Raw genomic sequence first — 24,361 nt, forward strand, 5'->3', positions numbered from 1 at the left:
TTATATCAATATGATTTAAAACATTGTTTTTTATATCGTAGAATTAGTATAATACTTTTATCACGAATGCCATAATTAGTTGATATACGTCAACAATTAAAATGGTACTCATGCATTATAGCAGAAAATAATTTTAGCGACAAAGCTAATGCTACGTTAAAATACGATAGAAATCGTCTGACTTAAGACGGATTTATAAAATATATTATACAAAAGTAAGGAGCGTTTATTGATGTCGAAGCAAAAATTCATGATATATTTGCTAACTACAACTCTGGTTTTACCAACATTTACGTCTAGTGTTGCTCAAGCTGAAGAGACTACAAAACAAACTAAAACATCTGAATCAAATAATGAGGATTCAACTTCTACATCAGAAACAACACGTACTGAAAGCAATGAAACTCCATCTTCAGAAGATCCAACTTCTGATAGCTCTGATAATAATAAAAAGCAAGACTCTCAGTCAAAAGAAAGTCAATCAGACACAGTTTCAAATGAAGATGCCGCTTCTCATTCTAAACCATCATCAACACATTCGAAAAATAATCGTTCATCTCATACTAAAGATGAAGACACGTATCATACACCATTATCTGTATTTAACATGAATGGTTCAAATCATTCATTCTCATCAAACTTTTTAGATCCTAGTCACTTTGAAAATGGCTTTAGTTTAACAAGTTTGATTTCATCTTTATTCCATTTTGATGATGATATTTCTAAATATGAACATGTTGAAAGTGATTCATCTTCATCTAATACTAATGATGACAAAAATGCAACGAATACAACTTCTTCAGATGAAGATCGTACTGAATCATCACATCAACACACAACAATTGATCCATCACCTCAAGACTCATCTGATAAGTCAAATAGTCATACCACACCATCAAATCAATCTGAGGTACTAACAGAAAATAATCAGTCAGATCAATCGTCTGAGTCATCATTTAAATATAGTAACAGTAATGACAATCATTCAACTGATGATTCTAGCGTAAGCAAAGCCTTAGATTCATTGAATCAATTAGCTTCAGATTTAAATGATTCTAATACTAATGAGTCCTCGACATCTGAAAATAGCAATCAATCAACATCACAGCAAACAACAAAAAATACAACATCTCAAACCTCTCAAGAAGAGCAAGCAACACCTAATAAAGATCGTCAACAATCAGAGGATGTACTAGATGCACTTCTTGATAAATATAGTGATAAAGCAACACAAACACATAAAGACTATACATCATCTAAAAAAGACAGCACATCTCAAGCATCACAAAGTGAAGATTCAAAAAAAGATACATCAACAACTCAAGACCAACTAGACACAAATAAAGACAATCCGCAATTGCCAACGGAGAAACAACTAAAACATAAACAAGAAGCACCACAATCATTTGAAAATGATTTTAAACAAAGTAATACACGCGCTATAAGTTTATTCCAAGATGTACCACAATTAGATGGGAACAATGTTACTAATGGAGATATTGCAGTAGTAGAAAATAAAGCAACACGTGAATTTATTACATCTATTGCTAAAGATGCGCATAAAATTGGGCAAGATAATGATATTTATGCTTCTGTTATGATTGCGCAGGCTATTTTAGAATCAAGTTCAGGTAATAGCGCTCTTGCACAAGCACCAAACTACAATTTATTCGGTATGAAAGGTAGTTATAAAGGTGCTTCAGTTAACTTCAATACACTTGAAGCTAGTAGTAATAATAATATTTTTAGTATTAATGCTAGTTTCCGTAAATATCCAAATCTTAAAGCTTCATTAAAAGATTATGCTGATTTAATCAAACATGGTATTGACGGTAATCCTACAATTTATAAATCATCTTGGAAAAATATTGCACCAAGTTATCGTTCAGCAACACGTCATTTAAGCCAAACTTATGCGACTGATCCAAACTATGCAACGAAATTAAATAGCTTAATTGAACATTACAATTTAACTGATTTTGATAAAAAACACATGCCTGATTTAGATAAATACTCAACATCAACAGGAAGTAGTGGCACAGATGTTTCAGGAAGTGCATTTAAGCCATTTTCAATTTCAGATGTTGCTTCACCGTATCCATATGGTCAATGTACTTGGTATGTGTACGAACGTGTTCAACAATTTGATAAACATGTAGGCGGTCATTGGGGCGATGCACATAACTGGGATAATAGCGCTGAAGACGCAGGGTATAATGTAAGTACAACCCCTAAAAATCATACAGCAGTTGTATTTGAAGCAGGCCAATCTGGAGCAAGTGCGTTATATGGCCACGTTGCTTTCGTTGAAAAAGTCAATGATGATGGCTCAATCATTATTTCAGAATCAAATGTAAAAGGATTGGGTATTGTATCCTATCGTCAAATTGATGCGGATACTGCCTCATCTTTACACTACATTCAACCTAAATAAATGCATAAAAAAGCCATTGAGTTTCAAAAATTTGAAACTCAATGGCTTTTTATTATGAATATACTAATACTTGGGCAACTAATAAGCCACCGCCAAAGATAAATACAAAAACGACAATTGGCCATACAAATTTAAACCAATGTGAATATTTCATATCCAACATTTGTAATGTAGCCATAATCAATCCTGTTGGTGCTAAAAATAGCATCGCATATTGTCCAAATTGATACGCTGTAACAATCACAAATCGAGGAATACCTACTGTATCAGCAAGTGGTGCAAATATTGGCATGGCAAGTACAGCCAATCCTGATGATGAAGGAATAATAAATCCTAGGAAGAAAAAGATAATCAATAATACAAGAATAAACAGTGGGCCATTCGCATGTTTTACGAGTGATGATGAAAAATTTAACACTGTATCTGAAATCAGTCCATCATTCATAATCCTATTAATACCACGTGCAAGACCAATGATTAATGATACGCCTACTAAGCTTGATGCACCATTAACAAATGCATCGACCACTTTTTTCTCACCTAATCCATTCTTACCTAATGCGACAATAAGCATAATCACAATGGTAAAGGCTAAAAACATAGACGCCATAATCGGGAACCACCATCCCTGAGTCATGACGCCCCAAACCATAATTGGGAAGGGCAAGATAAAGAGTATTAAAATAATTTTTTCACGTAAGGTAAAGATACTGTCTTCACTATTATTCTTAATCACTGACCATTGTCGTTCAAACTTCACTTTATCATCATAAGTGTATGATCGTTTCGGATTTTTTTTAATGCGTTTTGCATACCAATATAAATATCCTATCGTAAAGATGGTTGCTACAATAAGTCCAGCAATACGCCAATATAATCCATCTACAAAGGTTGTTCCTGCAGCATTAGAGGCGATGACTACTGAAAAAGGGTTAACTGTTGAAAACGTACTCCCAATAGAACTCGCCAGGAAAATAGACCCTACACATATAATGGAATCATAGCCCATCGCTATAAAGATAGGTACCAACACTGGATAGAAAGCGACCGCTTCTTCTTCAATGCCACATAACGTTCCACCTAAAATCATTAAGATGGATACCATAAAGACCAGTAAAAATTCATGTCCTTTAGTTTTTTTAGTTAATGCTAATAATCCCGATTCAAAAGCACCACTCGTTTGTACGACGCCTATTAAACCACCAAGCACAAGAATAAATACCATGACATCGACAGCTTCAATCGTTCCATTTACCATACTTGTCGTAATTTGATCGGGACCCGCTGGCTTTTGTTTCAAGCGCTCGTAAGTTCCAGGAATCGATATCGGTTTATTGATAGCACCTGATTTAAATTGGTTCACATCAATCTTGACACCTAATTTGTCAAGTTGATCTTGTGTCCCTGGGACTGTCGTTGTTTTATTATGTGCATCGACAATCTTAAATTCATGCGCTCCTGCATGATAAGAAAGCTTAGAATACGCACCTGCTGGCACAATCCAAGTTGCTAACACTGCAATAATGGTTAAAATAAATAAAATTGTAAATGCACCAGGCATTTTTAATCGAAACCGTTTTTTCTCTTTGTTATCAGATACTGTATGAGATACACCTTCACTGTGTTCCATGCTCCCCACCCCTTTAATCTTAATCACTTCAACATGTACTACGTCATAATTACAATTGAGTCATTTTCAAATTGTTTTTTCATACTTTAAGTTTATGTCTAATGCATATGACACTCAATGATGATGTAAAGTAAATAGATTATTATTCATACTTTGGATACATCTTTTACATATGTTGAGTTGTCCATTTAAGTGCAACAACTCAATATATAAAAATAGAGTAAATAATTAATGTTCAATGGCATTAATTATTTACTCCTATTTATTTGGTTTAGTTATTAGATTGGTGATGTTTACGACGACTGAACCATACAAGTGCCCCACCTGCAATAGCAATCACTGCTGCAATCGGAATCCAGTTTTTCTTAATGGCTTCACCTGTTGCAGGTAATGATAAATTTCCATCACTATTAAATAAACCGCTAAGTAAACCATCATCGCCTAAATGACCTAATGATAAGCCTTGTGTTGGATTAGGAATATCACTTATACCGTCAAGTAAGCTGTTTCCATTTGTTAATCCATCAAGCAAACTACTACCTGAAGGAAGATTGCCTAATAAATGACTTCCAGTTAAACCACCTAGTAAATCTAATCCATTACCTAATAGATTTGAACCGAGATTGGAACCACTTGTGTTACCCGTAATACGATCTAATAATGATGGTCGATTTACAATTGGATCAAGAATATAGTTTAATCTATTTTTGGCTTGACCTAAGCTATTTTGAAGTTGTAATAAGTCATTGGCTTTACCATTAATTGTACTTTTCACTAAATCCAAAGCATTCGCTTTATCAGATTGTACTCTTGAAATAATATCAGCTAAAGCGTTCGCTTTTGCTTGGTTTAATTTTGTTGCTAACATTGTTTCAATGGCTTGTTTACGATTAGACGTTTTATCTAAAATATCATTTAAAATATCATCACTAGACACAAGACCATGTTGATTAAATGCTTGTTTTAAGCGATCAACAATTTGTGAATTTGTTAAATGGTCATTTACTAATCGTTTCGCAATAGTAGCCGCTTCATTTTGTCCTAAACGTGTAGATAAGATTGTTTTTAATAAATCTTCTTTATTAGGTGCTTGTTCTAACATAGATTTTAAGATGTCATCACTCGTTGTTGAAGTCAATCCATCAATCTGTTTCATAATCTGATCTGCAATTTGTTTATCAGATTGTCCTTTTGTTTTAATATTTTTCAATATGTGTTGCGCTTCATTTTTGCTAAACACACTGTTTAATACATCTTCAGCTGCACGTTGTTTGTCAGAGACTTGTTGCAAACGATTAAGAATAATATCACGGTTATTCTCTATATTTTTACGTACAGTTTCAATGTCATTATCAATAGCTTGTTTATCTTTTTTCGCTAAATCAGCTTGATGTTGAATGTTATCACGTAAATCAGATAATTGATCTAATTTACGATTGATATATAAATGACTGGCATCATCTTTACTATTTTCAATTTTAGCAATAGCTTGATTAATTTTTTCAGCTTCAGATAATTGGCGATTCACTTTATCAAATTGATGATATCGTGCATCTGTATCTAAGTCTTGATCTTTATGAGTATCGTTTAATTTAGCTAATCCATCTAATACATGATGGTTGGAATTAGAATTTGTTGTGTCTTCTGTTGTTGGCGCATTTTGAGTGCTAGATGATTCAGTTGTTTCCTCTTCTGTACTATTTTCATCACTTGGTAATTGATTTGAATCGTTTTCTTTTGAACTTTCGATGTCTTTTTTAGCACTATCAATATCATTTTTAATACTATCTAATTTATCAACAATAGAAGTTTCTGATTTAGAAGAGGTTGTTTGGTTTGAAGGTTTCTCTGTTGTTGGCACTTCTTTTGGTGATTCTTCCGTAGTAGGTTCCTCTTTCGTTACTTCATCAGTTGTGTTTTCAGAAGTATTTGATTCAGAAGACGAAGATTCATTTGATGTTGTTGCATCTTTTTGTTGACCGCTATCAACTTTATTAGATAAAGTATCTAGATCTGATACGATGTTATCTAATTCATTTGATATATTAGATGTATTATCAGCAGAAGTGTCGTTACTTGTTGTAGCCTTTTCTTCTTCTGTTGAAGCATCTTGAGTGCTAGATGATTCAGTGCTATTATCCTTGTTTGAAACGTCAGTTGTGTTTTCTTGTGCTGTTACTTTATTTTCTTTTTTCGCTTCTTTGATTATATTTTTAATTTCATTCTGATTTTTAGCACTTTCAATATCTTCTTTATAACTTTTTAACTCAACTGCACTTAAATGTTTTAGTTGCTTAATGTCTTTTTTCGCTTTATTCATTGCATCTTGTAAATCTTTTTGAACATGTGTTGTAGTTTCAGAAGTTGCTGTTTCTGCATCTTGTGTTGCTGCAAATGCATCTTTAGTAAACCCGTAACCTACAAGTGAACTACTTAATATTAAAGCTGAACATGACACTTTTAAATACGAACTTAGCTTCGACATTTTACGATTTTTGTTTTGCGTATTTTTATTCATTAATGCCACCCTTTTTTAGTGATATTCCATTTCATTATATAACATTTTACATAAAACTTGAATGTCTTATTATATTTTTATTTATTCGTTTTAATCAAAGATTAAACATCATTAACTATTATATTTTTAAGCGTTTTATATTCATTTTTCGAATATTCGTTACCTCTACTGAATACTGATATTGACCTGTTAAATCAATCAGCGATAAAAACTTATTGTGTCCTGCGCCTGTATCTATAGATAATTCATTTTTATTTTTATAAATCTCGTCTTTCTTTAATCCATAGCGATCATTCGGTACATGACCATGAACTAAATATTTATTTTTAGGAATCTGACGATTAAGCGAATGTGAATAATGTCCAGTAGTATATTCTTTAATCTGCTTATTCAAAGGTTTATTGGTATCTATTCCTGCATGTGCAAAAATATAATTACCAATCACTTCAACAGCAGATAATTCACGTAAGAACGGATGCCAACGCTTAATCTTTTTATCTTTACTATTTAACCAGCGCATTTCATGATTACCTGCTAAAGCAAGCGCACCACGTCGTTTTAACCTTTTAACCAATTTTAATGTTCCAAATGAATCCGGCCCATTATTGACGTAATCCCCCATAAGTACGAGTTGATCTTTTTTGGGATTATATTTTGCTCGTTTTAAAAGTATGGAAAGGGCTTTTCGATGTCCATGAATATCAGAAATCACAAGTAGTCTTTCTGACATGTAAATCTCTCCTTAAATGTAAATGCTTTATGTTGTAAGATTTGTTAAGCAACATTGTTATTACCCTCAATTTTTAATTTAATACATGAGAGCGTAACAAAATTTTTATTCAATCCTCTACTGATAATACTGTATATTCCATTATAATGTATCAACATTAACTAACTTTAAACAATTTATTAACGTAACCTCAAAATTCTTTCTTTAATATAAACAATAGAATAGAAAAAATTTATATATTTTGGGGAATTAATTTATGAATACAAAACAAATGATGATTTTTAAAAATTTTGTTGAATTGCAGAATGAAAATGCTGTTGCTGAAAAACTGGGGATAACGCAACCAACTGTAACATTTCATCTAAAAAATTTAAATAACGAACTTGGAATACCCTTATATTTTAAAAAAGGGAAATGTTTCAATTTAACAGATGCTGGAGACTTACTTTATCGTAATTCTAATAAAATGCTAAATTTAATTGATGAAACAACACATATGATTGAAGAATTCAAACAATCCAAACGTGGGACTTTACGCGTTGGAGCAAGTCATGCACCTATTTATAGTATTCTTCCTACCACTTTAAAAAAATATATGCATGATTATCCAAATATTGATATGAATTTAATTGTAGATACTGCTCCTATGATACTAAAGAAAATAAAAGATAGAGAGATTGATATCGGCGTTATTTCAGAAAAAGGATTCAATGAAAAAGAATTGAAAGTGAAACGTCTTCAAGAAAATCCACTTGTTATCGCAATGGATAAAAGACATCCTTTGGCTTCAAAAACAGATATTTCATTAGAAGATTTAAATGCGTATCGTTTCATTATTCATAGTAGTGGTTCAACACGAGAAAGTATTGATGATTGGCGAAAAAACAATTTTATTGATTTAAATGTTCATATGGAATCAAATAGTATTAGTAGTATATTAACCATTATTAAAGATTCTAATTATCTGAGTCTTGTAAGTCAAAGCACCTTATTCCATCATCCTAATATTATTGGCAAGTCATTAAAAGAAGGCCCACCTTCAAGTTATATCTCTATCGTTTACCGGGCAGATCATCATCTCACTGCTCTTATTCAAAACTTTATGACATTAATCTATTCTTTAAAAAATGAAAGTATTTAGACGTCAATGAGATGAAAAGATCATTTATATAACCAAAGGAGTAGAAAACAATTCTTGTAGAATTCATTTTCTACTCCTTTTAATTATTTTATTAAATGTAAATTTATTATAAATTTTATTAATAAATAACTATAAAAATGATAACATTTTTACATTATATTAATAAATCGCTATAAAAATTTGTCTGTTCCTAATATAATAAAATTAAGAGAACCCCGTTTTCATCAATTTTGATATGAAGGAGGCTGAGTTGATGCTTATACTTTCTATTATTTTACTAGTAGTTGGTATCATACTCATCTCTATTAGTAGCTTCGTCGCATATAGACAAGATATTGATCTTAGAGAAAAAATATATTTACCTGGCGTTTTATTTGTACTCATTGGTGCAATTTGTCTGATCGGATATTTCGTAGCTTAAGTTTATACATAAGTTATAGGGAGTATGTCAATAGATCCTAAATGAGTGTTGTCACACTCCCTGTATTTTTTCATTGGTCATTCTTTTATATATCATATATATTATCGTATTTCATTTTTTCTACCTGGTAAAAGTAAAGCGACTATAAGAGCGATGATGCCGATGGTCGCAATCATTATAAATTGTAATGTAAAATTAGATAATGGTTGAATAAGAATCATCAATAATGGCGCAATGGCTGTTCCTAAAAACAGAATAAATGTATTAACAGATAAGAAGAAACCTTGATTTCGATTGACAACCATACCTACTTTTGAAATCGTAGATGGAATTGCAAACGCAATACCTCCCACAAATAATACACTCCATATCACTAATAAAATAACATTTGTAGTGAAGCCCATTAAAATAAGAGAAACGATACTAACAATTAATGCGCCTACGATAACATGTTTAACTCCTATACGATCACTCATACGTCCTGCTAATAATGAAAGTAACATCCCAATAATACCAAAGAGTTTAGCATTAATGGCTGTTGCTTCCGAGCCACCCACAATATCAGAAGTAATATAATGATTAAAGATTGTATACATACTAATAAACATGGTAAGTAAAGATAAAGAAATAAGATAACATAATATGACTATTTTATTATCTTTAAAATCTTTAAAGTTTGTAAAGAAACCTACTAGTTTGATTTGAGGATTTTTCACTGGACTTTCTGGAATATATTTATATATAAGTACTGCTATAAAGATGTAAAGTAACGTTAATATAAAATAAACCATATGCCAATTAGTATAACGTACTACAATTTCACTCAAGTTTTGGCCAATGACACCAGATAACATAAAACTTGTACTAATAAAACTAATCGCAGTCACACGTTTTACTGGGGAATACGTTTCAGTGACATAAGTAATAGATACAGGCGAAAAAGCTGCCGCACATATACCTTGAATTGCACGAAGAATAATAAGTAGTGTGAACGAATGAATGAAGCCTATAAGTAAACATATGATGACGAGTCCAATAAGTCCAAATAAAATCGTACGAATACGTCCAAATTTTTCAGAAATTGTACCATAAAATAGACAACTGATTGAATACGTAATTGAAAAGATCACACCATTTAGAGAGGCAACAGCATTTGAAATGTCAAAATCTTTTGCGAATACAGAAGTAAGGGGTAAAGCAGTGTATAAACTTGCCATAACAATAATACCCGAAATAAAGAAAATTGTAGTCATTCGATTATAATTCATCGATGTTTCCATAATATAACTCCTTTCATAGATTTTTTCACAACAATATTATTATGACACGTTCAATATAGTTTCTAAAGTGTACTGATTAACACTTTCTTATAAAAAGGTAATATCTAACGCTTTTTATTGACTTTACTTACCAATAATCATATAATTTCTAGTATAAAAATTATACTTATTTTATAATAAAATAATTTAACTAAAAAAGGAGTACTTATTAATGATCTTACGTTATGCTGCAAATTTAAAACTTGCAAAAGAATTATATGATTCATCAAAACCAAAATTACAAGGTAGCCAAGAAATGATTGATACATTTAAAAATGTATTTGGTTTACCAGAAAAATCAGTTAAATTAGCAGGTACAGTAGAAGCTACTGCTGCTGCATTATTTGCTGCAAGTTTCTTAAACAAAAATATTTCTCGTTTAGGTTCTATTGCAACATTTGGCGTATTAGGCGTTGCAGCTTACAAACACTTTGAAGCTGGTCACGGTAAAGAAGGCGCACAACACGCTTTAGATTTACTTGGCTTAGCTGCTTTAAGTTTTGCTGATACATTCGGTAAAAACTAATTCAATAACTATATAAATAAAAACGTTCAGCGTGAATGCATTACACATTTATGCTGAACGTTTTTATTTAACTTTTTTTAACGCGACTTTTATACTTAGTTTAACTAAAAAATATAATATAAAAGAGCGTTTAGATAATGATATTACGTTATGCTACCAATTTAAAACTCGCTAAAGATTTGTATGCCGCTTCAAAACGTAAACTTACCGGTAACCCTTATACTAAACAACTGTTTACACAAGATTTTAAATTATCGGAACGTGCAATGAAATTAGCAGGTGTGATTGAGTTCATTGCATCGGGTTTGTTTGCCACAAGTGTCTTGCATAAAAATATTTCTCGCTTAGGATCACTTGTCACGTTTAGTGTATTAAGTGTTGCAGTATACAAACGCCTTGAAGCAGGTCATGGTAAGGTTGGCGCACAACATGCTTTAGATTTATTAGGTTTAGCTGCACTTAGTCTTATCGATACATTTTCTAAGAAATAATAAAGCGCACATGGGACAACGAATACGATGTGAATGCTGTCCCATTCCTTTTAGTTGTATTTATTTAATATACTTTTAGAGAGGTGACATAATGATATATCTTCAGGATGTTTATCTAATCTATCTTGATGTTCGTCTGCACTTTTAACATAATTTTCTAAAGGACGTACTTCCACAACGATTTTATCTCTATCTGAACGTTGTTGAATGAATTGTTGTGCTTCTTTAAGATGGTTCTCATTTTCACTATAAACACCTGTACGATATTTAGGTCCTTTATCTACGCCTTGCTTATTCAGACTGTATGGGTCTATGATTTCAAATAAATAATGCATTAAATCATGAATTGAAGTGATGTCAGGATTAAAAATTGTTTTAACGCATTCTACATAGCCATCATATTCATCATCAAGTCGCTGCGTCGTTCCATTCGCACGTCCTGCTTCAGTAGCCATAACACCTGGCAATGTTTTAATAAATGCTTGTACACCCCACAAACACCCTCCAGCTAGATATACTGTTTCCAATGTATCACCCCTATTTTTATAATTTTTTTACTAAATTATACCAAGCTACATTTGCATGATTAGAATCTGATAATCTTTTATTAATATATCCATGCGATTCATAAAAACTTACTAAAGTATCACGACAAGTGAGAGTGACTCCAAAACGTGCATGTTGCCTTGCTATATTCTCAAAATTATTTAACAGTTGTCCTGCAATGCCTTGATGTTGAAAATCTTTCGCTACAACTAAACCGAGTACACTTAAATAACCACCCATATTGGGGTTAGGTCTAATCGATGCAAATAAATCATCTGTAATAAACTTATTCGAAATAGCTGGACCATTAATATAGCCAACGATTTGATTGTTTTCTTCTGCAACAATAAACGTATCCGGAATGATTTCAATACGCTGTTTTAAAGCTTGAGTTGTTGCTGCTTCTTCTTTAGTAAACCCTTCATTTTCTAATTGAATTAAACTTTCTAAATCATCTGCCACTACATTTCGAAAATTCATCTTCTACATCCTTTCAATGTCATCATATAGTTTTATTTAATAGCGATTTATCCTATCAACTTTTAAGTGTATGACAAAACTGTCATATAGATGATAGGGAATATTAAGGTTGTTTTTTTATAAATATGTTAGTTTATAAATGTACATAGTTATGATTATTTTTGAAAAAATAAAATCATTATCTTTATGTATATAGAATGATCATTACTAAGAACTAACTATCTTTGACTATACATCATTTTAAATAGATATTTGGTACAACACTTATAGCATCTTCATTCATTTTTTCTCACATCCTAGCAGAATATTGATTAACAATATAATGATCGTATACCTCATCAGCTTATTGCTTCAGAGAACGATACCAATTAATCATGACCAAAACAAATGACTCATTACACTTAGAAATGATTACAAAATAAATCAAGATTAACTATAACATGAATAACGTTCCCGTCATCCGTTAGAATCAACACACACGTTTTTATCATGTTTCAGCGCCACAGTGAAATCTATCTGAAGACAAGGTATCGGTTTCAATGATCTTGTATAGAAAAATGAATAAAGTAAAGACACCCTAGAAAATAATGACAACGATTTTAATAGTTATGTTGAAAAACAGAGCTTAATGAAACAGCGAACAACGACGATTCAACCCCTGATACTAAATTAAATGCTATTCAAACAACACGTTACTCTGACAACACGACTTATGTATCGAATCACACATCAATGAATAACCACATTATTTAAAAACAGAACCTACACTTAGTTATCATCATTCACAATCCTTAAATAACGTTACATATTCTTTAGTAACGCCCCTTACTAAAGAATATGACACTAATACTTCAAAATATAATGATTTTAGCATATTCACTCTTATACTAGCCTTAGAAGTATTAGCTTTAGACGCGTTATTCCTAAAAAACATTAACTGTATTTTTCTAAGTATCTGTTACTAATACTGTAACAACATTTCTTTCATGCATTATAAAAGAGCTATTGTCCAGTTTTCTAAGTTCTGGCAATAGCTCTATTTGTTTATAAAAATGTTCAAATTATATTTTCTATTACACAATACGTTTACGAATAGCTCCTGAGATAAAGTCAACAATGGCTACCATAATCACTAAGCCGATTAAGATAATCCCTACTCGATCCCATGAACGTGTTTGAAGTGCAAAGATCAGTGGTGTACCAATACCACCAGCACCGATTAAACCTAAAATAGATGCTGAACGTAAGTTTAATTCAAAACGATATAAAATAAGGGATAAGAATGAAGGTAAAATTTGAGGAATCACTGCAAAGACAAGTGTTTTAGTTTTATTCGCACCACTTGCTTTTAAAGCCTCTGCTGATGAGAAGTCTAAACTTTCAATATCCTCTATAAATAATTTACCTAACATCCCTACTGACATGGCTAAAAATACAACTATTGATCATTTAAAATTAGGTGTTTATCAAGATGGTGGTAGACAGCTTGCACGTTTTTCTCAAGATGGGCAAACTTATGATACGGTAGGCTATAGTCAAGAACAAAGTGTAACCACTGACGACCAAGGTAACGCAACATTAACTTTTACAGCTAAAACATCTGAATCTATTTCAGGTGCGAATATTCGTTTAAAACAAGGTAGTAAAACGCTTGCTACAGGTTCAATTCAATAATTTATAATAGTAATACAACACATAAGAGATAATAAAGGTATGTGGCGTTCAATAAACTACTTCCCTTTTTATCTCTTTATTTATGAAAGGAAATGACCTATGACACAACTCTCTTTTTATATCGTAAGTGATATACATGGCTACATTTTTCCCACTGACTTTTCAAAAAGAAACCAAAATCTTCCTATGGGATTATTAAAAGTAAATCAACTGATCGAACAAGAACGTCAACACGATGACTATAGTTTTAAAATTGATAATGGTGATTTTTTACAAGGTTCTCCCTTATGCCATTACCTAGCAACTGAAGAACAATCAAGTCAACCTCTTACTGATATTTATAATCGTCTTAATTTTGACTTTGGTACATTAGGTAATCATGAATTTAATTATGGATTACCTTATTTACAAAATACTTTAAACCATCTTCATCACCCTATCTTGTGTGCAAATATTTTTGATCACAATAACGCACCTTTGACTGGTCAAGGCGTAAATTATTTTAAACGTGGCGATATAACTATTGGCGTCATTGGATTAACAACACAATTCATTCCAAATTGGGAACAACCTGCCCATATTAAAGGATTAACGTTCAACAGTGCAGTTGAAACATTAAAATGTATTTTACCAGACGTTCGTAAAAAATCAGATGTTGTCGTTGTGTCTTATCATGGCGGTTTTGAAAGAAGTCTTGATACTGATATACCTACTGAAGAATTAACTGGAGAAAATGAAGGATCTGATATACTAGAACGTTTCCATAAAGATATTGACGTGCTTATAACAGGACACCAACATCGTGATATTGCAATGATAAAAAATGATACCGCTATTATCCAACCAGGTACACGAGGTACAGAATTTGGTAAGGTGACATTAACTTTAGATCATGAACATCGAATTACAGACAAACAGAGCACTCTTGTATCTGTGCCTTCTCATCTTTCATTAACATTATCTAACAACGATCATTCACTTTTAAATAAACTTGAAGATTGGCTTGATACAGACATTACAACATTATCAGAACCAATGCTAATCACTCATCAGTTCGAAGCTCGAACACACCCTCATTCACTTATTAATCTGATAAATTATATTTTGTTAGAAAAAAGTGGTGCAGATATAGCAAGCACTGCGCTATTTGATTCAGCTAAAGGCTTTAATCAACAAGTCACAATGCGAGATATCATTAATAACTATCCTTTTCCTAATACATTCCAAGTTTTAGAACTTAATGGCAAAGGAATTAAAGCTGCTTTAGAAAAATCAGCAAGTTATTTTAGTGTAAATGACAATAATGAAATCACAGTCAGTGACACATTTTTATCTCCAAAACCTCAACATTTTAATTATGATATGTATGGAGGAATCTCTTATACCATTCATGCTGGTGCACCTGTAGGACAACGTGTTTCAGATATTAGAGTCGGCGCTTCACCTTTAGAAGACACAAAAACGTATACCATATGTATGAACAACTATCGTGCAGTTGGAGGCGGAGATTATAAAATGTTTGCAGAAGCGCCAGTCGTTAAAGATATTCAAGAGGAAGGCGCACAAGTATTAATTGATTATATGACACAACACGACGTATCTCATATTCCTCAAGTTGTCAATTTTAAGGTAATTATTTAACATTCATTTTACATTTTATAAAAAAGCGTTCTAAATTGAGTGAATTCAATTTAGAACGCTTTTGATTAATGATCAAATGTAACATACTTTTTTTCATAAAAATGATTAATTGTATTAATTATAATTCCTAAGATAATGATCCCGCCTGATACAAATGTAATCGTAAGATATGGAAATCCCATTGATAATAGTATTGATCCCACAATGGCACCTAAAAAGTTTGCAATATTAAAGACTGAAGCTGCAAGTGTACTTGCAAGTAACGGTGCCTCATGTGCACTTAAAATCACTTTACTATTTAATAGAGGCGTTGTACCGAAAGTGCCGAAACCAAATAAGAAACAAATAATAATTGCTAAAATCGCACTATGCACTGCTGTTACAAATACAACAATCGTTATAAATAATAACACAAAGGTATAGAACAAGTACTGTGTAAGTTTATGTTCTGGTACATTACCTGTAAGCAAGTTACCAACCACACCGCCAAGGCCAAACATAAATAAACATACAGTTAAACCAACAATTCCAAATGGTGCATATTTATGAATCATTGGTTCCATAAACGTATAAGTTGTGAATACGCCTGAATAACCAAAGACAATAATTGCCATTACAATTAAGATATGTGGATTTTTAAATATTTTTAATTCTTTTTTCACACTCGCTTCTGTACTCAAAGCGACATGAGGTACAAACTTCATCATTCCTAACATAGTAATGATAGCTAACAAAATCATGACGCCAAAGACAAAGCGCCAATTCGCAAATCCACCTAAAAATGAACCGAATGGCACGCCAATCATCACTGCAATTGTTAATCCGGCTTGAACGAGAGCAATCGCTTGTGGTTTTTTACCACGAGGCGCAACAGCTGCAGCTACGCTCATACATACGCCAAAGAAAGGCGCGTGCATAGAGGCTGACAATAATCGAGATAACAGTAATATTGGAAAATTCGGTGCTAACATCCCTATTACATTACTTATAATAAAAATGGCCATCAGTACTGGGAGTAAACGTTGTGCGCGCACTTTTAAAGTAAATACACGCATTAATGGACCGATTAATGCAACACTAATTGCATACACACTAATTAATAATCCTGCACTCGAAATAGACACTTTCATATCGCTTGCAATTTGAGTTAACAATCCGGTAACAACATATTCTGCCATTCCAACTGTAAATGTACCTAACATAAATATGAAGAACATCATTCTGTTATCTTTCATTATTGTTTCCTCCTTTTTCTCTCTAAAAATCATATGAAAGATATACTACACAAAATTATATTCTCTGTGAAGAGATTTTTTAAAATTTTTTATTTCTCAAAAATATAGTAATGACAAGTTTTCATATTTTTTCATTATGTTAAAATTAAGACAACTTCAAAAGGCTTAACTAACGTTTTATATAACCTAATTTCTATTAATATATATATTTATATTCAATGTATTGAATATTGTATTTTATAAAATATTTTTCCTCGGTTGACGATGAATTAACATTAATGCCACAACAACGCATAAACCTCCTAAAATTAAATGAAGCGTGAAGGGCTCTCTTAATCCTATAATTGAAAATAGTGTCGAAAATAGTGGTACTAAAAATAAGAAACTACTCGCCGTAGTTGCCCCTCGTTGGCTTAAGCTATAAAACCATAATCCAAATGAACCTACAGAAGCTGGAATAATAAGCCAAAAGAACCATATCCATCCCCAATGATTAAGCGAACTAAGTGTATAATGTTCTTTTAAAACGAGACTCATTATCAGCATAAACATACCACCGAATAATAGTTGCCATCCTGTTAAAACCCAGGGCCCTTTATCAAACACTACCTTTTTTGTCACTATTGTATTGATTGACCAACATAATGAACCAGCTAGTGCAAAAAGCGTTCCCCATCCAAATAATGTTTCATCTAATCCGAGACATATTCCTACTCCAAACACGCCAAGTATAAGTGAAATAATTTTAATTTTTGTTAACCTTTCATCTAAAATAAAATGCGCTAAAAAGGCTAGCCATAGCGGGTTCGTAAATAATAGAATAGATGATATAGAAGAAGACACGCCAAATGCCATTGCAAAATTTAATAATCCCATCGTCCCTGCTGTTTGTAAAAGTCCAATAACGAACACTAATATAAATCCTTTATAACTATTCCCTTTACTTGTGGGTAGAATGCCTCTTTTCCCATTTCTCATAAATGTAAGGATTAACATCATACATCCTGCGATAACAAATCGCCATCCACCAAGAAGCATAGGTGGAACATGTTCATTTGAAATTAAATATTTGCCAGTTGGAAAAGATGATCCCATAAAAATAGTCGTAAAAAGAATGGACATATAAAATGTTATTGAAGTATTTAAATGTTTTTTCACTGCTGTCGTCTCCTTATTTTCAATTAAAGATAATTGAGATATATTTTGTCTTTAAATACAATTATATAGGAACTACTTTATTTTTTAAATATAATATAAAAATATTATATAATAGGTTTGATAGGAGGCTTATATATGAAATTATCTACCGGTTGGGAACAAGCAATATATGTCTTATTAATTTTAAACCAGCTCCCTCGTCAGTCAGTAATGACATCTACCGCTTTAAGCAAGCGACTTAAAGTTTCTGATTCTTACTTAAAAAAAATAGTAAAAGCATTAGTAAAAGAAAATTTGGTATATTCAACAACTGGTAAAAATGGAGGATTTACACTTAGAAAAAAACTCAAAGATATTACTTTTTACGATGTCTTTTTAGCTATTGAAGGTCGTGGCAATATCTTCTCAAGTCAACATTTACTTACCAACTTTTTAGGAGAAAAAGAAGGACACAAAGCACAACAATGTAACATCAGTATCGCTTTAACTCATATTGAACATACATTGATTTCTACACTTTCTAATATAAATTTAGACGATATATATCAAGATATTATCAAGCTTTATAATCTTGAAGACATTACACAGTGGATAAGATTAAATAGTAAGATGCTTTAGACATCCGGATGTCTAACATCAGACAATCGTTAGTCTTACCCATAATTTACTTTATATACTTTTTGACAAATACATTTGTCAAAATGACTATAATAATATACACTAATTGTGAGGAGATGATGATGATTGCGAAATCGATTGAAAGAATTACGAGCGAGAGAAGGTTATAATCAAACGCAACTTGCTAAAAAAGCAGGCATCTCACGTCAAACTGTATCTCTCATTGAAAGAAATGACTTTACACCTTCTATTTTAACTGCTATGAAAATAGCTCGTATTTTTAATGAACCTGTTGAATCTATCTTTATGATTGAGGAGGAAGATTTATGAAAATAGGTCGTTTTATAATCACTTTGTTAATGGGTGGACTGGTTGGAGGATGTATAGCTCTATTCATTAACTACAACCATACTTTTCACTTCTTTGGAAATTATCATTATGCTACGCATTCGAATGTCATTTTAATCTCATTAATCTGTGTAGCGCTTATTCTAGTCTTAAGTATGTATTTAATTATGATTCAAAAAAAAGCCATTCATTACAAACGTTTATCCGAAACACATATTGATGAAGATGAAGCAGATTCATATGATAAGAAAGCTAATTTAGCATATATGCAAAATTCATTTATTTATTATCTAGAATTAACAATTAGCTTTACTGCTCTTTTTATCATTGTCTTAGGAAATGGAAATTCTAGTGCTAGTAGTTGGGCCTTACTCCCTTTTATGACAACGATTATTTCCTCGGTAATTACAGGATTGTTTTATCGTAAATTTGATTCTCGCTACCCCAAAGTAGGAGAAAAAATTATTCTGAGAAATTAATTAATATTTTAGATGAAGGAGAACGACATATTTACTTTAACTCTTTGTTCAAAACATTCTATATTAACCTATCTTTAATTATGGTTGGTGCAATATTTTTAGGTTTTTATTCGTTAGAAACTGGTCATTCCCAAACGTTAGGAATCTTTATTTTAATCATTTTGTTTATTTATAATGGATTTAGTCATTTATTAAAAACATATAAATTTTATCATTCATAGTTTTCATTTCTATAAAGAAAGGATCATTAGATGACACATTTACTTCAAGTACAACAACTTAATAAATCGTATAAGAATTCAAATTTCGAATTAAATGATATTTCATTTACTTTAAATCCAGGAGAGGTCATTGGCTTAATTGGTAAAAATGGGTCAGGTAAATCCACACTTATTAACACATTAGTGGGTAATCGATTTAAAGATTCAGGAGAGATTTCTTTTTTTAATCAAATTATTTCCGAAAACGATAAAAATTATAAAGAGCACGTAGGTGTAGTTTTTGATGATTTACGTGTACCGAATAAATTGACAATAACAGAGATCGATAAAGTATTTTTAAATATTTTTAAACATTGGAATAGTGATCAATTTTTCAATCTTATTCAAACATTTGAATTACCTAAAAATAATCAAATTTCTACTTTTTCTAGAGGGATGCGCATGAAAGCAGCATTAGCCATCGCCCTTTCGCATGATACTAAATTATTAATCTTAGATGAAGCGACAGCTGGTATGGATGTTTCAGGACGAGAAGAAGTATTAGAAATTCTCGAAGATTATGTATCAAAGGGGCATGGTATTTTACTTTCATCTCATATTTCAGAGGATATGGAACAACTTGCTACAAAACTTATTTTTATGCGCGATGGTCATATTCTTTTACAAGAAGACAAACATATATTACTAACTGATTATGGCATTATCGAAACAGATGAAACTTCTCCTTTAGACTTACCTCAAGAGGTAATCATTGCTTCACGAATACGTCAAGGTCAACGTCAAACGTTAGTTAAGCAACGTCAACACTTTGAACAAGCACGCCCGCTTCAAAATATTGATGATGCTACAAAATTAATTATGCGAGGTGATAAATAATGAAAGGACTTATGCTTAGTAGTTTTTATGCTTCTAAAAAATCGCTCATAACTTATTTAATTATTGGTATCGTATTAAGTATTGTGTTTGCGTTTTTTAGTCCAATGATGTGTTGTTTCATGCTAATGGTCATGTTATTATCTCCCGTATCAGATAACTTAAAACGTGAAAAAGATTCTAAATGGATGTACTATGTATCTACCCTTCCTACACATAGACATACTTATGTAAAAGCATACTTTGCTTTTTATGGTTTACTCATTTTACTTGGTTTAATGATTGGCGCCATCATTTGTCTTATCGTGACTCAAGATATTATGGTTACATTATTTTCAGCATTCATAGGTATTGGGATGGCTTGTACGTATGCATTAATGTTTCCACTCACATTTAAATTTGGTCCTGAGAATTCAAATGTCATTATGCTTACTACAGCAGTTGTTGCTGTTGCGTTATTTTTATCCATGTGGTTCTTTGCAGTTATGCCAATACTCATAAAAGCAGGTTCAATGAGTAAAATCGCTTCAAACCCCCTCGTTTTAGTAGCAACTGGTAGTTATGCATTGCTTGGTGTTATTATTTTTGTCATTTCTTATTTTTCATCACTATCTATTTTTAAGAAACAAGAACTATAATCACAAACGTGTGTTCGTTTAAGAACACACGTTTGTTCTATTTTATATTTTGAATATATAACAATTAAGGAGGAAAAACTATGGATATTAAAGCAATTGAAGATTATTTAAATATTGAGTCTCAACGTTATCCTCACCCTACTTTAGATGCACTTAACTATTATATGGAACGCTTTATGCTAACCGTTCCTTTTGAAAATATTAGTGTTCAAAATAAAGAAAAGATTTCAGTTGATTTAGATTATTTATTTAATAAATTTATATATCAACATCGGGGTGGGTTTTGCTATGAAATGAACCACTTCTTCGGTAGCTACTTAGAAGCTAAAGGTTTTAAAGTGTTTCGAATGTCAGCAACCGTTCATCAGCCTAATGGCAACTACAGTCCTAAAGGCTCTCATTTATCACTGGTTGTGCTTATTAATAATGGTTACTATATTGCTGATGTGGGATTTGGCGATTTACCATTACAAGCACTCCCAATAACTTCAATTGAAGCGACACAAATTGTGTTTGAAAAGACAGGTCAATTTCGTGCCATTTTTGAAACCCCTACGACGTATCTTCTTCAAAAACTGGAAGAAACAACGTGGGTAACACGTTATAAAGCAGAGTTTATTTCTCATGATATTCATGATTTTGATGAAATGATTAACTACAATACCTCACATCCTGAATCTATATTTGTAAAGCAACTCATGATTACAAAACCACAAAATTTTGGTCGAGCTACGATGTCTTATCATCACCTTACCCTTACTAAAAGATATAAAAAAGAGCAATTCGCTGTCACATGTGAAAATTATAAAGATTTTTTAAAGACCTATTTTAATCTTGACGTTACTATTCTTCCTTTAGAAAAGTGAATAAATTTACTACTGTCGCGTAATAACAACAATGAGGTGAAAACTATGTCTGATATCGAAATTATTGGGCAAAACAAAATAACTTAAAAAATATTTATCTTTGATGAACCTACAACAAAACTTCATGAAGACGATTTACCTATTCTCGTTGACTACTTTAATCATTTGATTGATGAAGGGAATACTGTCATTTTAATCGAACATCATTTAACAATGATGACAGAAGCAGATGGGTTTATTGACATTGGACCATTTGCTGGTAAACATGGAGGACAATTATTGTATGCTGGAGAAGCTAAAGGACTCCTAGATATTAACAACTCTGTTACAGCAAAACATTTAAGACGATATATTGAATAATAATGATTTAACCCCCGCATGCCCTCAAACACGCGGGGGTTAACATTTACCTACACACTATTATAATAATTGATGTTGCGTCAAGAGTTCTTCTACAAACGTACCTTTTATTTTTTTCAAGAACGTGTGTAATGCAACTTGTTGTATTTTATTTTGCTCGGCTAATGTTTTCAAGTCTTTACGATCATTAAGTTCATACATCGCATCTAATAAGACACGAATATCAAATTCTGTCGCCATGACTTCTGGAACACCTCTATCTATGTCCAGTAATTGATAAACTGCTTCCATCGCTGTTCTTACAGAATATTCTGTAGTAAACACTGTATCTCTTTCTGTCTCTGCGAAGTTACCAATGAAGGCTAAGTTACGAGAGTGCTGAGGGACAACAAGTGGTCGATCGCCAATCGCTCTTGGCATGAAATATGAACAAATATAAGGCATATATACAGGAATCGTATTACAATGTTGTGTTGCGAGGCATTCTATTTGATCAATAGGTAATCCCATATGATATAACCATTCTTGACATATTTCATGACCACTACATTCAACAATCGGTTTATGGATATAATCGCCCTTCTCATCTGAATATAAAGCGTATACCCATACACTCACTTCATCTTTAGGTTGTTGTTTGAATTGTTGTTGACGATTCACAGTAAAACTCATTTGTCATTTAGAATCGTTCACTGTGATAATCCCACCTGTAACTGTTTTTCCAGCTAATGGATCCCGTTTACATAAACGTTCGATAGCTTCAATGACCGTCTTGTTATTTGTCGTTACCGTTGCTGAGACGAACCAACTTTTATCTGGTAAATCTTTATAAAACTTTTCAGGGTTACCAAACTCAGGGCTTTGTTTGGCTAAGTTACGCCATAAGTTCCAACTTCCGCCAATATCTTTTGTAGGAGGTGCGGGTGTGTCATTATCACCATATGTTGAACTTTCTGTGATACTACCATTAGTAATAAATACGAGATCATCGGGTGTGAGCTGAATCGTTTCTTTATTACCATTTCGTTTTAGTTCAATTGTTTTAGCAACTTTGTCTTTGGTAGTAACATCTACTTTAACGTCAAGCACTTGGACATTATATTCAAATTGCACACCATGGGACGTTAAGTATGCAACCATAGGGCGTACGAGTGATTCGTATTGATTGTATTTAATAAATTTTAAAGCACTAAAATCAGCTAATCCTCCAATATGATGCACAAATCTCATTAAATAACGACGCATTTCCATCGCAGAATGCCAAGGTTCAAATGCGAACATCGTTTTCCAATAAATCCAAAAGTTCGAATTCATGAAATCCTCTGACAAGACATCTGAAATTGTTACATCATTTAAATCTTCTTCTTTCATCAAACATAATTGAAGTATGTCTTTCATTGCTTGTTTCGTTAAAGTAAAGTCTCCGTCTGTAGGCAAGCGTTGACCCCTTTCTTCAATAACACGACATCGTGAGTCGTTTGGATCTTCTTTATTTAACCAATAAAACTCATCTAAAACTGAAGCATCTTCAATTTCAAGTGATGGGATGGAGCGAAATAAATCCCATAAACACTCAAAATGATTTTCCATTTCTCTACCACCACGCATAACGTAGCCTTTCATTGGAAGTTCAGTACCATCCAAACTTCCACCAGATTTAGATCATTCTTCTAAAATGTGGATGTTTGACCCATCCATTTGCCCATCTCTAATCAAGAAACATGCAGCAGCTAAAGAAGCCAATCCAGAGCCGATTAAATAAGCAGACTTTTGTTCTACATGTTCAGGTTTCTTCGGACGTGCAAATGCTTCATAATTTCCATTACTATAGTACATATGATTCACTTCCCAATTTATATTTTTTTAGTTATCTATGAAAAGTAGTAAACTATAAGTAAATGCTTTAGAAATTAATCTACCCTTCGTTTATATTATAATCATTTTATAAAATATTATTGTGAGTCAGTTAAATGAAAATGTAACTTAAGTGACATTTTTGATAAAATGTCCTAAA

General features: G+C 32.0%; 22 protein-coding genes and 3 pseudogenes. 15 read left to right on the forward strand and 10 right to left on the reverse strand.

Going from position 1 to position 24,361, the window contains the following annotated elements; all coding sequences use genetic code 11:
* Window positions 1-232 precede the first annotated feature (232 nt).
* Window positions 233-2,434: an amidase domain-containing protein gene (locus HMPREF2953_RS09785; protein ID WP_070673133.1), complete on the forward strand. Its 2,202-nt coding sequence runs from the start codon at window positions 233-235 to the stop codon at window positions 2,432-2,434.
* A 52-nt stretch (window positions 2,435-2,486) separates the two neighbouring features.
* On the opposite strand, the gene HMPREF2953_RS09790 is transcribed toward HMPREF2953_RS09785, so the two are convergent.
* The 3 genes from HMPREF2953_RS09790 to HMPREF2953_RS09800 form a co-directional block, all read right to left on the reverse strand.
* Window positions 2,487-4,064, reverse strand: a complete 1,578-nt coding sequence (locus HMPREF2953_RS09790) for a YfcC family protein (protein WP_002488275.1) — start codon at window positions 4,062-4,064, stop codon at window positions 2,487-2,489.
* Between the two features lie 271 nt (window positions 4,065-4,335).
* Window positions 4,336-6,582, reverse strand: a complete 2,247-nt coding sequence (locus HMPREF2953_RS09795; RefSeq protein ID WP_070673135.1) for an LPXTG cell wall anchor domain-containing protein — start codon at window positions 6,580-6,582, stop codon at window positions 4,336-4,338.
* A gap of 118 nt (window positions 6,583-6,700) precedes the next feature.
* Window positions 6,701-7,312 carry a metallophosphoesterase gene (locus HMPREF2953_RS09800; RefSeq protein ID WP_019834763.1) on the reverse strand — a complete coding sequence of 204 codons (612 nt, stop codon included), beginning with the start codon at window positions 7,310-7,312 and terminating at the stop codon, window positions 6,701-6,703.
* A gap of 256 nt (window positions 7,313-7,568) precedes the next feature.
* On the opposite strand from HMPREF2953_RS09800, the gene HMPREF2953_RS09805 reads away from it, so the two are divergent.
* A complete protein-coding gene (locus HMPREF2953_RS09805; protein WP_002449315.1) occupies window positions 7,569-8,453 on the forward strand; it encodes a LysR family transcriptional regulator in 885 nt (294 codons plus the stop codon).
* Window positions 8,454-8,706: 253 nt separating this feature from the next.
* Window positions 8,707-8,874: a hypothetical protein gene (locus tag HMPREF2953_RS11530; protein ID WP_002449294.1), complete on the forward strand. Its 168-nt coding sequence runs from the start codon at window positions 8,707-8,709 to the stop codon at window positions 8,872-8,874.
* Between the two features lie 101 nt (window positions 8,875-8,975).
* Here the strand turns inward: HMPREF2953_RS11530 and HMPREF2953_RS09810 are convergent, their stop codons facing one another.
* A complete protein-coding gene (locus tag HMPREF2953_RS09810; protein ID WP_070673137.1) occupies window positions 8,976-10,154 on the reverse strand; it encodes an MFS transporter in 1,179 nt (392 codons plus the stop codon).
* Between the two features lie 211 nt (window positions 10,155-10,365).
* Here HMPREF2953_RS09810 and HMPREF2953_RS09815 point away from each other — a divergent pair, with 211 nt between their 5' ends.
* Together HMPREF2953_RS09815 and HMPREF2953_RS09820 are read left to right on the forward strand one after the other, a co-directional pair.
* Window positions 10,366-10,719 (forward strand): DoxX family protein, encoded by a 354-nt coding sequence (locus tag HMPREF2953_RS09815; protein WP_002449545.1) that lies wholly within the window; start codon window positions 10,366-10,368, stop codon window positions 10,717-10,719.
* A gap of 137 nt (window positions 10,720-10,856) precedes the next feature.
* On the forward strand, window positions 10,857-11,210 hold the full coding sequence (locus HMPREF2953_RS09820) for a hypothetical protein (RefSeq protein ID WP_002449196.1): 354 nt from the start codon (window positions 10,857-10,859) through the stop codon (window positions 11,208-11,210).
* A 50-nt stretch (window positions 11,211-11,260) separates the two neighbouring features.
* Here HMPREF2953_RS09820 and HMPREF2953_RS09825 read toward each other — a convergent pair whose 3' ends face one another.
* The 3 genes and pseudogenes from HMPREF2953_RS09825 to HMPREF2953_RS09835 all read right to left on the reverse strand — a co-directional run.
* Window positions 11,261-11,737 carry a peptide-methionine (S)-S-oxide reductase gene (locus HMPREF2953_RS09825; RefSeq protein ID WP_070673139.1) on the reverse strand — a complete coding sequence of 159 codons (477 nt, stop codon included), beginning with the start codon at window positions 11,735-11,737 and terminating at the stop codon, window positions 11,261-11,263.
* A 16-nt stretch (window positions 11,738-11,753) separates the two neighbouring features.
* A complete protein-coding gene (locus HMPREF2953_RS09830; protein WP_070673141.1) occupies window positions 11,754-12,236 on the reverse strand; it encodes a GNAT family N-acetyltransferase in 483 nt (160 codons plus the stop codon).
* 1,073 nt (window positions 12,237-13,309) lie between these two features.
* Window positions 13,310-13,657, reverse strand: a pseudogene (locus HMPREF2953_RS09835) (ABC transporter permease subunit); the annotation flags it as partial.
* A 1-nt stretch (window position 13,658) separates the two neighbouring features.
* On the opposite strand from HMPREF2953_RS09835, the gene HMPREF2953_RS09840 reads away from it, so the two are divergent.
* Complete coding sequence (locus HMPREF2953_RS09840; RefSeq protein WP_070673144.1) at window positions 13,659-13,910, forward strand: hypothetical protein; 252 nt, start codon at window positions 13,659-13,661, stop codon at window positions 13,908-13,910.
* Window positions 13,911-14,009: 99 nt separating this feature from the next.
* Window positions 14,010-15,551 (forward strand): bifunctional metallophosphatase/5'-nucleotidase, encoded by a 1,542-nt coding sequence (locus tag HMPREF2953_RS09845; RefSeq protein ID WP_070673146.1) that lies wholly within the window; start codon window positions 14,010-14,012, stop codon window positions 15,549-15,551.
* Window positions 15,552-15,616: 65 nt separating this feature from the next.
* On the opposite strand, the gene HMPREF2953_RS09850 is transcribed toward HMPREF2953_RS09845, so the two are convergent.
* Window positions 15,617-16,786, reverse strand: coding sequence for an MFS transporter (locus tag HMPREF2953_RS09850; RefSeq protein WP_070673148.1), 1,170 nt, complete (start codon window positions 16,784-16,786; stop codon window positions 15,617-15,619).
* A 237-nt stretch (window positions 16,787-17,023) separates the two neighbouring features.
* Entirely contained in the window at window positions 17,024-17,944 is a 921-nt protein-coding gene (locus tag HMPREF2953_RS09855; RefSeq protein ID WP_070673150.1) for a DMT family transporter, read from the reverse strand.
* 135 nt (window positions 17,945-18,079) lie between these two features.
* On the opposite strand from HMPREF2953_RS09855, the gene HMPREF2953_RS09860 reads away from it, so the two are divergent.
* The 8 genes and pseudogenes from HMPREF2953_RS09860 to HMPREF2953_RS11150 form a co-directional block, all read left to right on the forward strand.
* Window positions 18,080-18,562 carry an RrF2 family transcriptional regulator gene (locus HMPREF2953_RS09860; protein WP_070673151.1) on the forward strand — a complete coding sequence of 161 codons (483 nt, stop codon included), beginning with the start codon at window positions 18,080-18,082 and terminating at the stop codon, window positions 18,560-18,562.
* A 126-nt stretch (window positions 18,563-18,688) separates the two neighbouring features.
* Window positions 18,689-18,892, forward strand: coding sequence for a helix-turn-helix transcriptional regulator (locus HMPREF2953_RS09865; RefSeq protein ID WP_049334900.1), 204 nt, complete (start codon window positions 18,689-18,691; stop codon window positions 18,890-18,892).
* Window positions 18,889-19,389, forward strand: a complete 501-nt coding sequence (locus HMPREF2953_RS09870; RefSeq protein ID WP_256263332.1) for a DUF3169 family protein — start codon at window positions 18,889-18,891, stop codon at window positions 19,387-19,389. The genes HMPREF2953_RS09865 and HMPREF2953_RS09870 overlap by 4 nt, the downstream gene beginning before the upstream one ends.
* A gap of 29 nt (window positions 19,390-19,418) precedes the next feature.
* Window positions 19,419-19,610 (forward strand): DUF3169 family protein, encoded by a 192-nt coding sequence (locus HMPREF2953_RS11705; RefSeq protein ID WP_256263339.1) that lies wholly within the window; start codon window positions 19,419-19,421, stop codon window positions 19,608-19,610.
* A gap of 30 nt (window positions 19,611-19,640) precedes the next feature.
* Window positions 19,641-20,486, forward strand: a complete 846-nt coding sequence (locus HMPREF2953_RS09875) for an ABC transporter ATP-binding protein (RefSeq protein ID WP_049334898.1) — start codon at window positions 19,641-19,643, stop codon at window positions 20,484-20,486.
* A complete protein-coding gene (locus HMPREF2953_RS09880) occupies window positions 20,486-21,121 on the forward strand; it encodes an ABC-2 transporter permease (protein WP_070673153.1) in 636 nt (211 codons plus the stop codon). Before HMPREF2953_RS09875 ends, HMPREF2953_RS09880 begins: the two co-directional genes overlap by 1 nt.
* A gap of 80 nt (window positions 21,122-21,201) precedes the next feature.
* Window positions 21,202-21,987 (forward strand): arylamine N-acetyltransferase, encoded by a 786-nt coding sequence (locus tag HMPREF2953_RS09885; RefSeq protein ID WP_070673155.1) that lies wholly within the window; start codon window positions 21,202-21,204, stop codon window positions 21,985-21,987.
* 90 nt (window positions 21,988-22,077) lie between these two features.
* Window positions 22,078-22,347, forward strand: a pseudogene (locus HMPREF2953_RS11150) (excinuclease ABC subunit UvrA); the annotation flags it as partial.
* A 60-nt stretch (window positions 22,348-22,407) separates the two neighbouring features.
* Here HMPREF2953_RS11150 and HMPREF2953_RS09895 read toward each other — a convergent pair.
* Window positions 22,408-24,183, reverse strand: a pseudogene (locus HMPREF2953_RS09895) (oleate hydratase).
* Between the last annotated feature and the right edge of the window lie 178 nt (window positions 24,184-24,361).

The sequence above is a fragment of the Staphylococcus sp. HMSC072E01 genome, assembly GCF_001814125.1.
GTDB classification, from domain to species: Bacteria; Bacillota; Bacilli; order Staphylococcales; family Staphylococcaceae; genus Staphylococcus; species Staphylococcus hominis.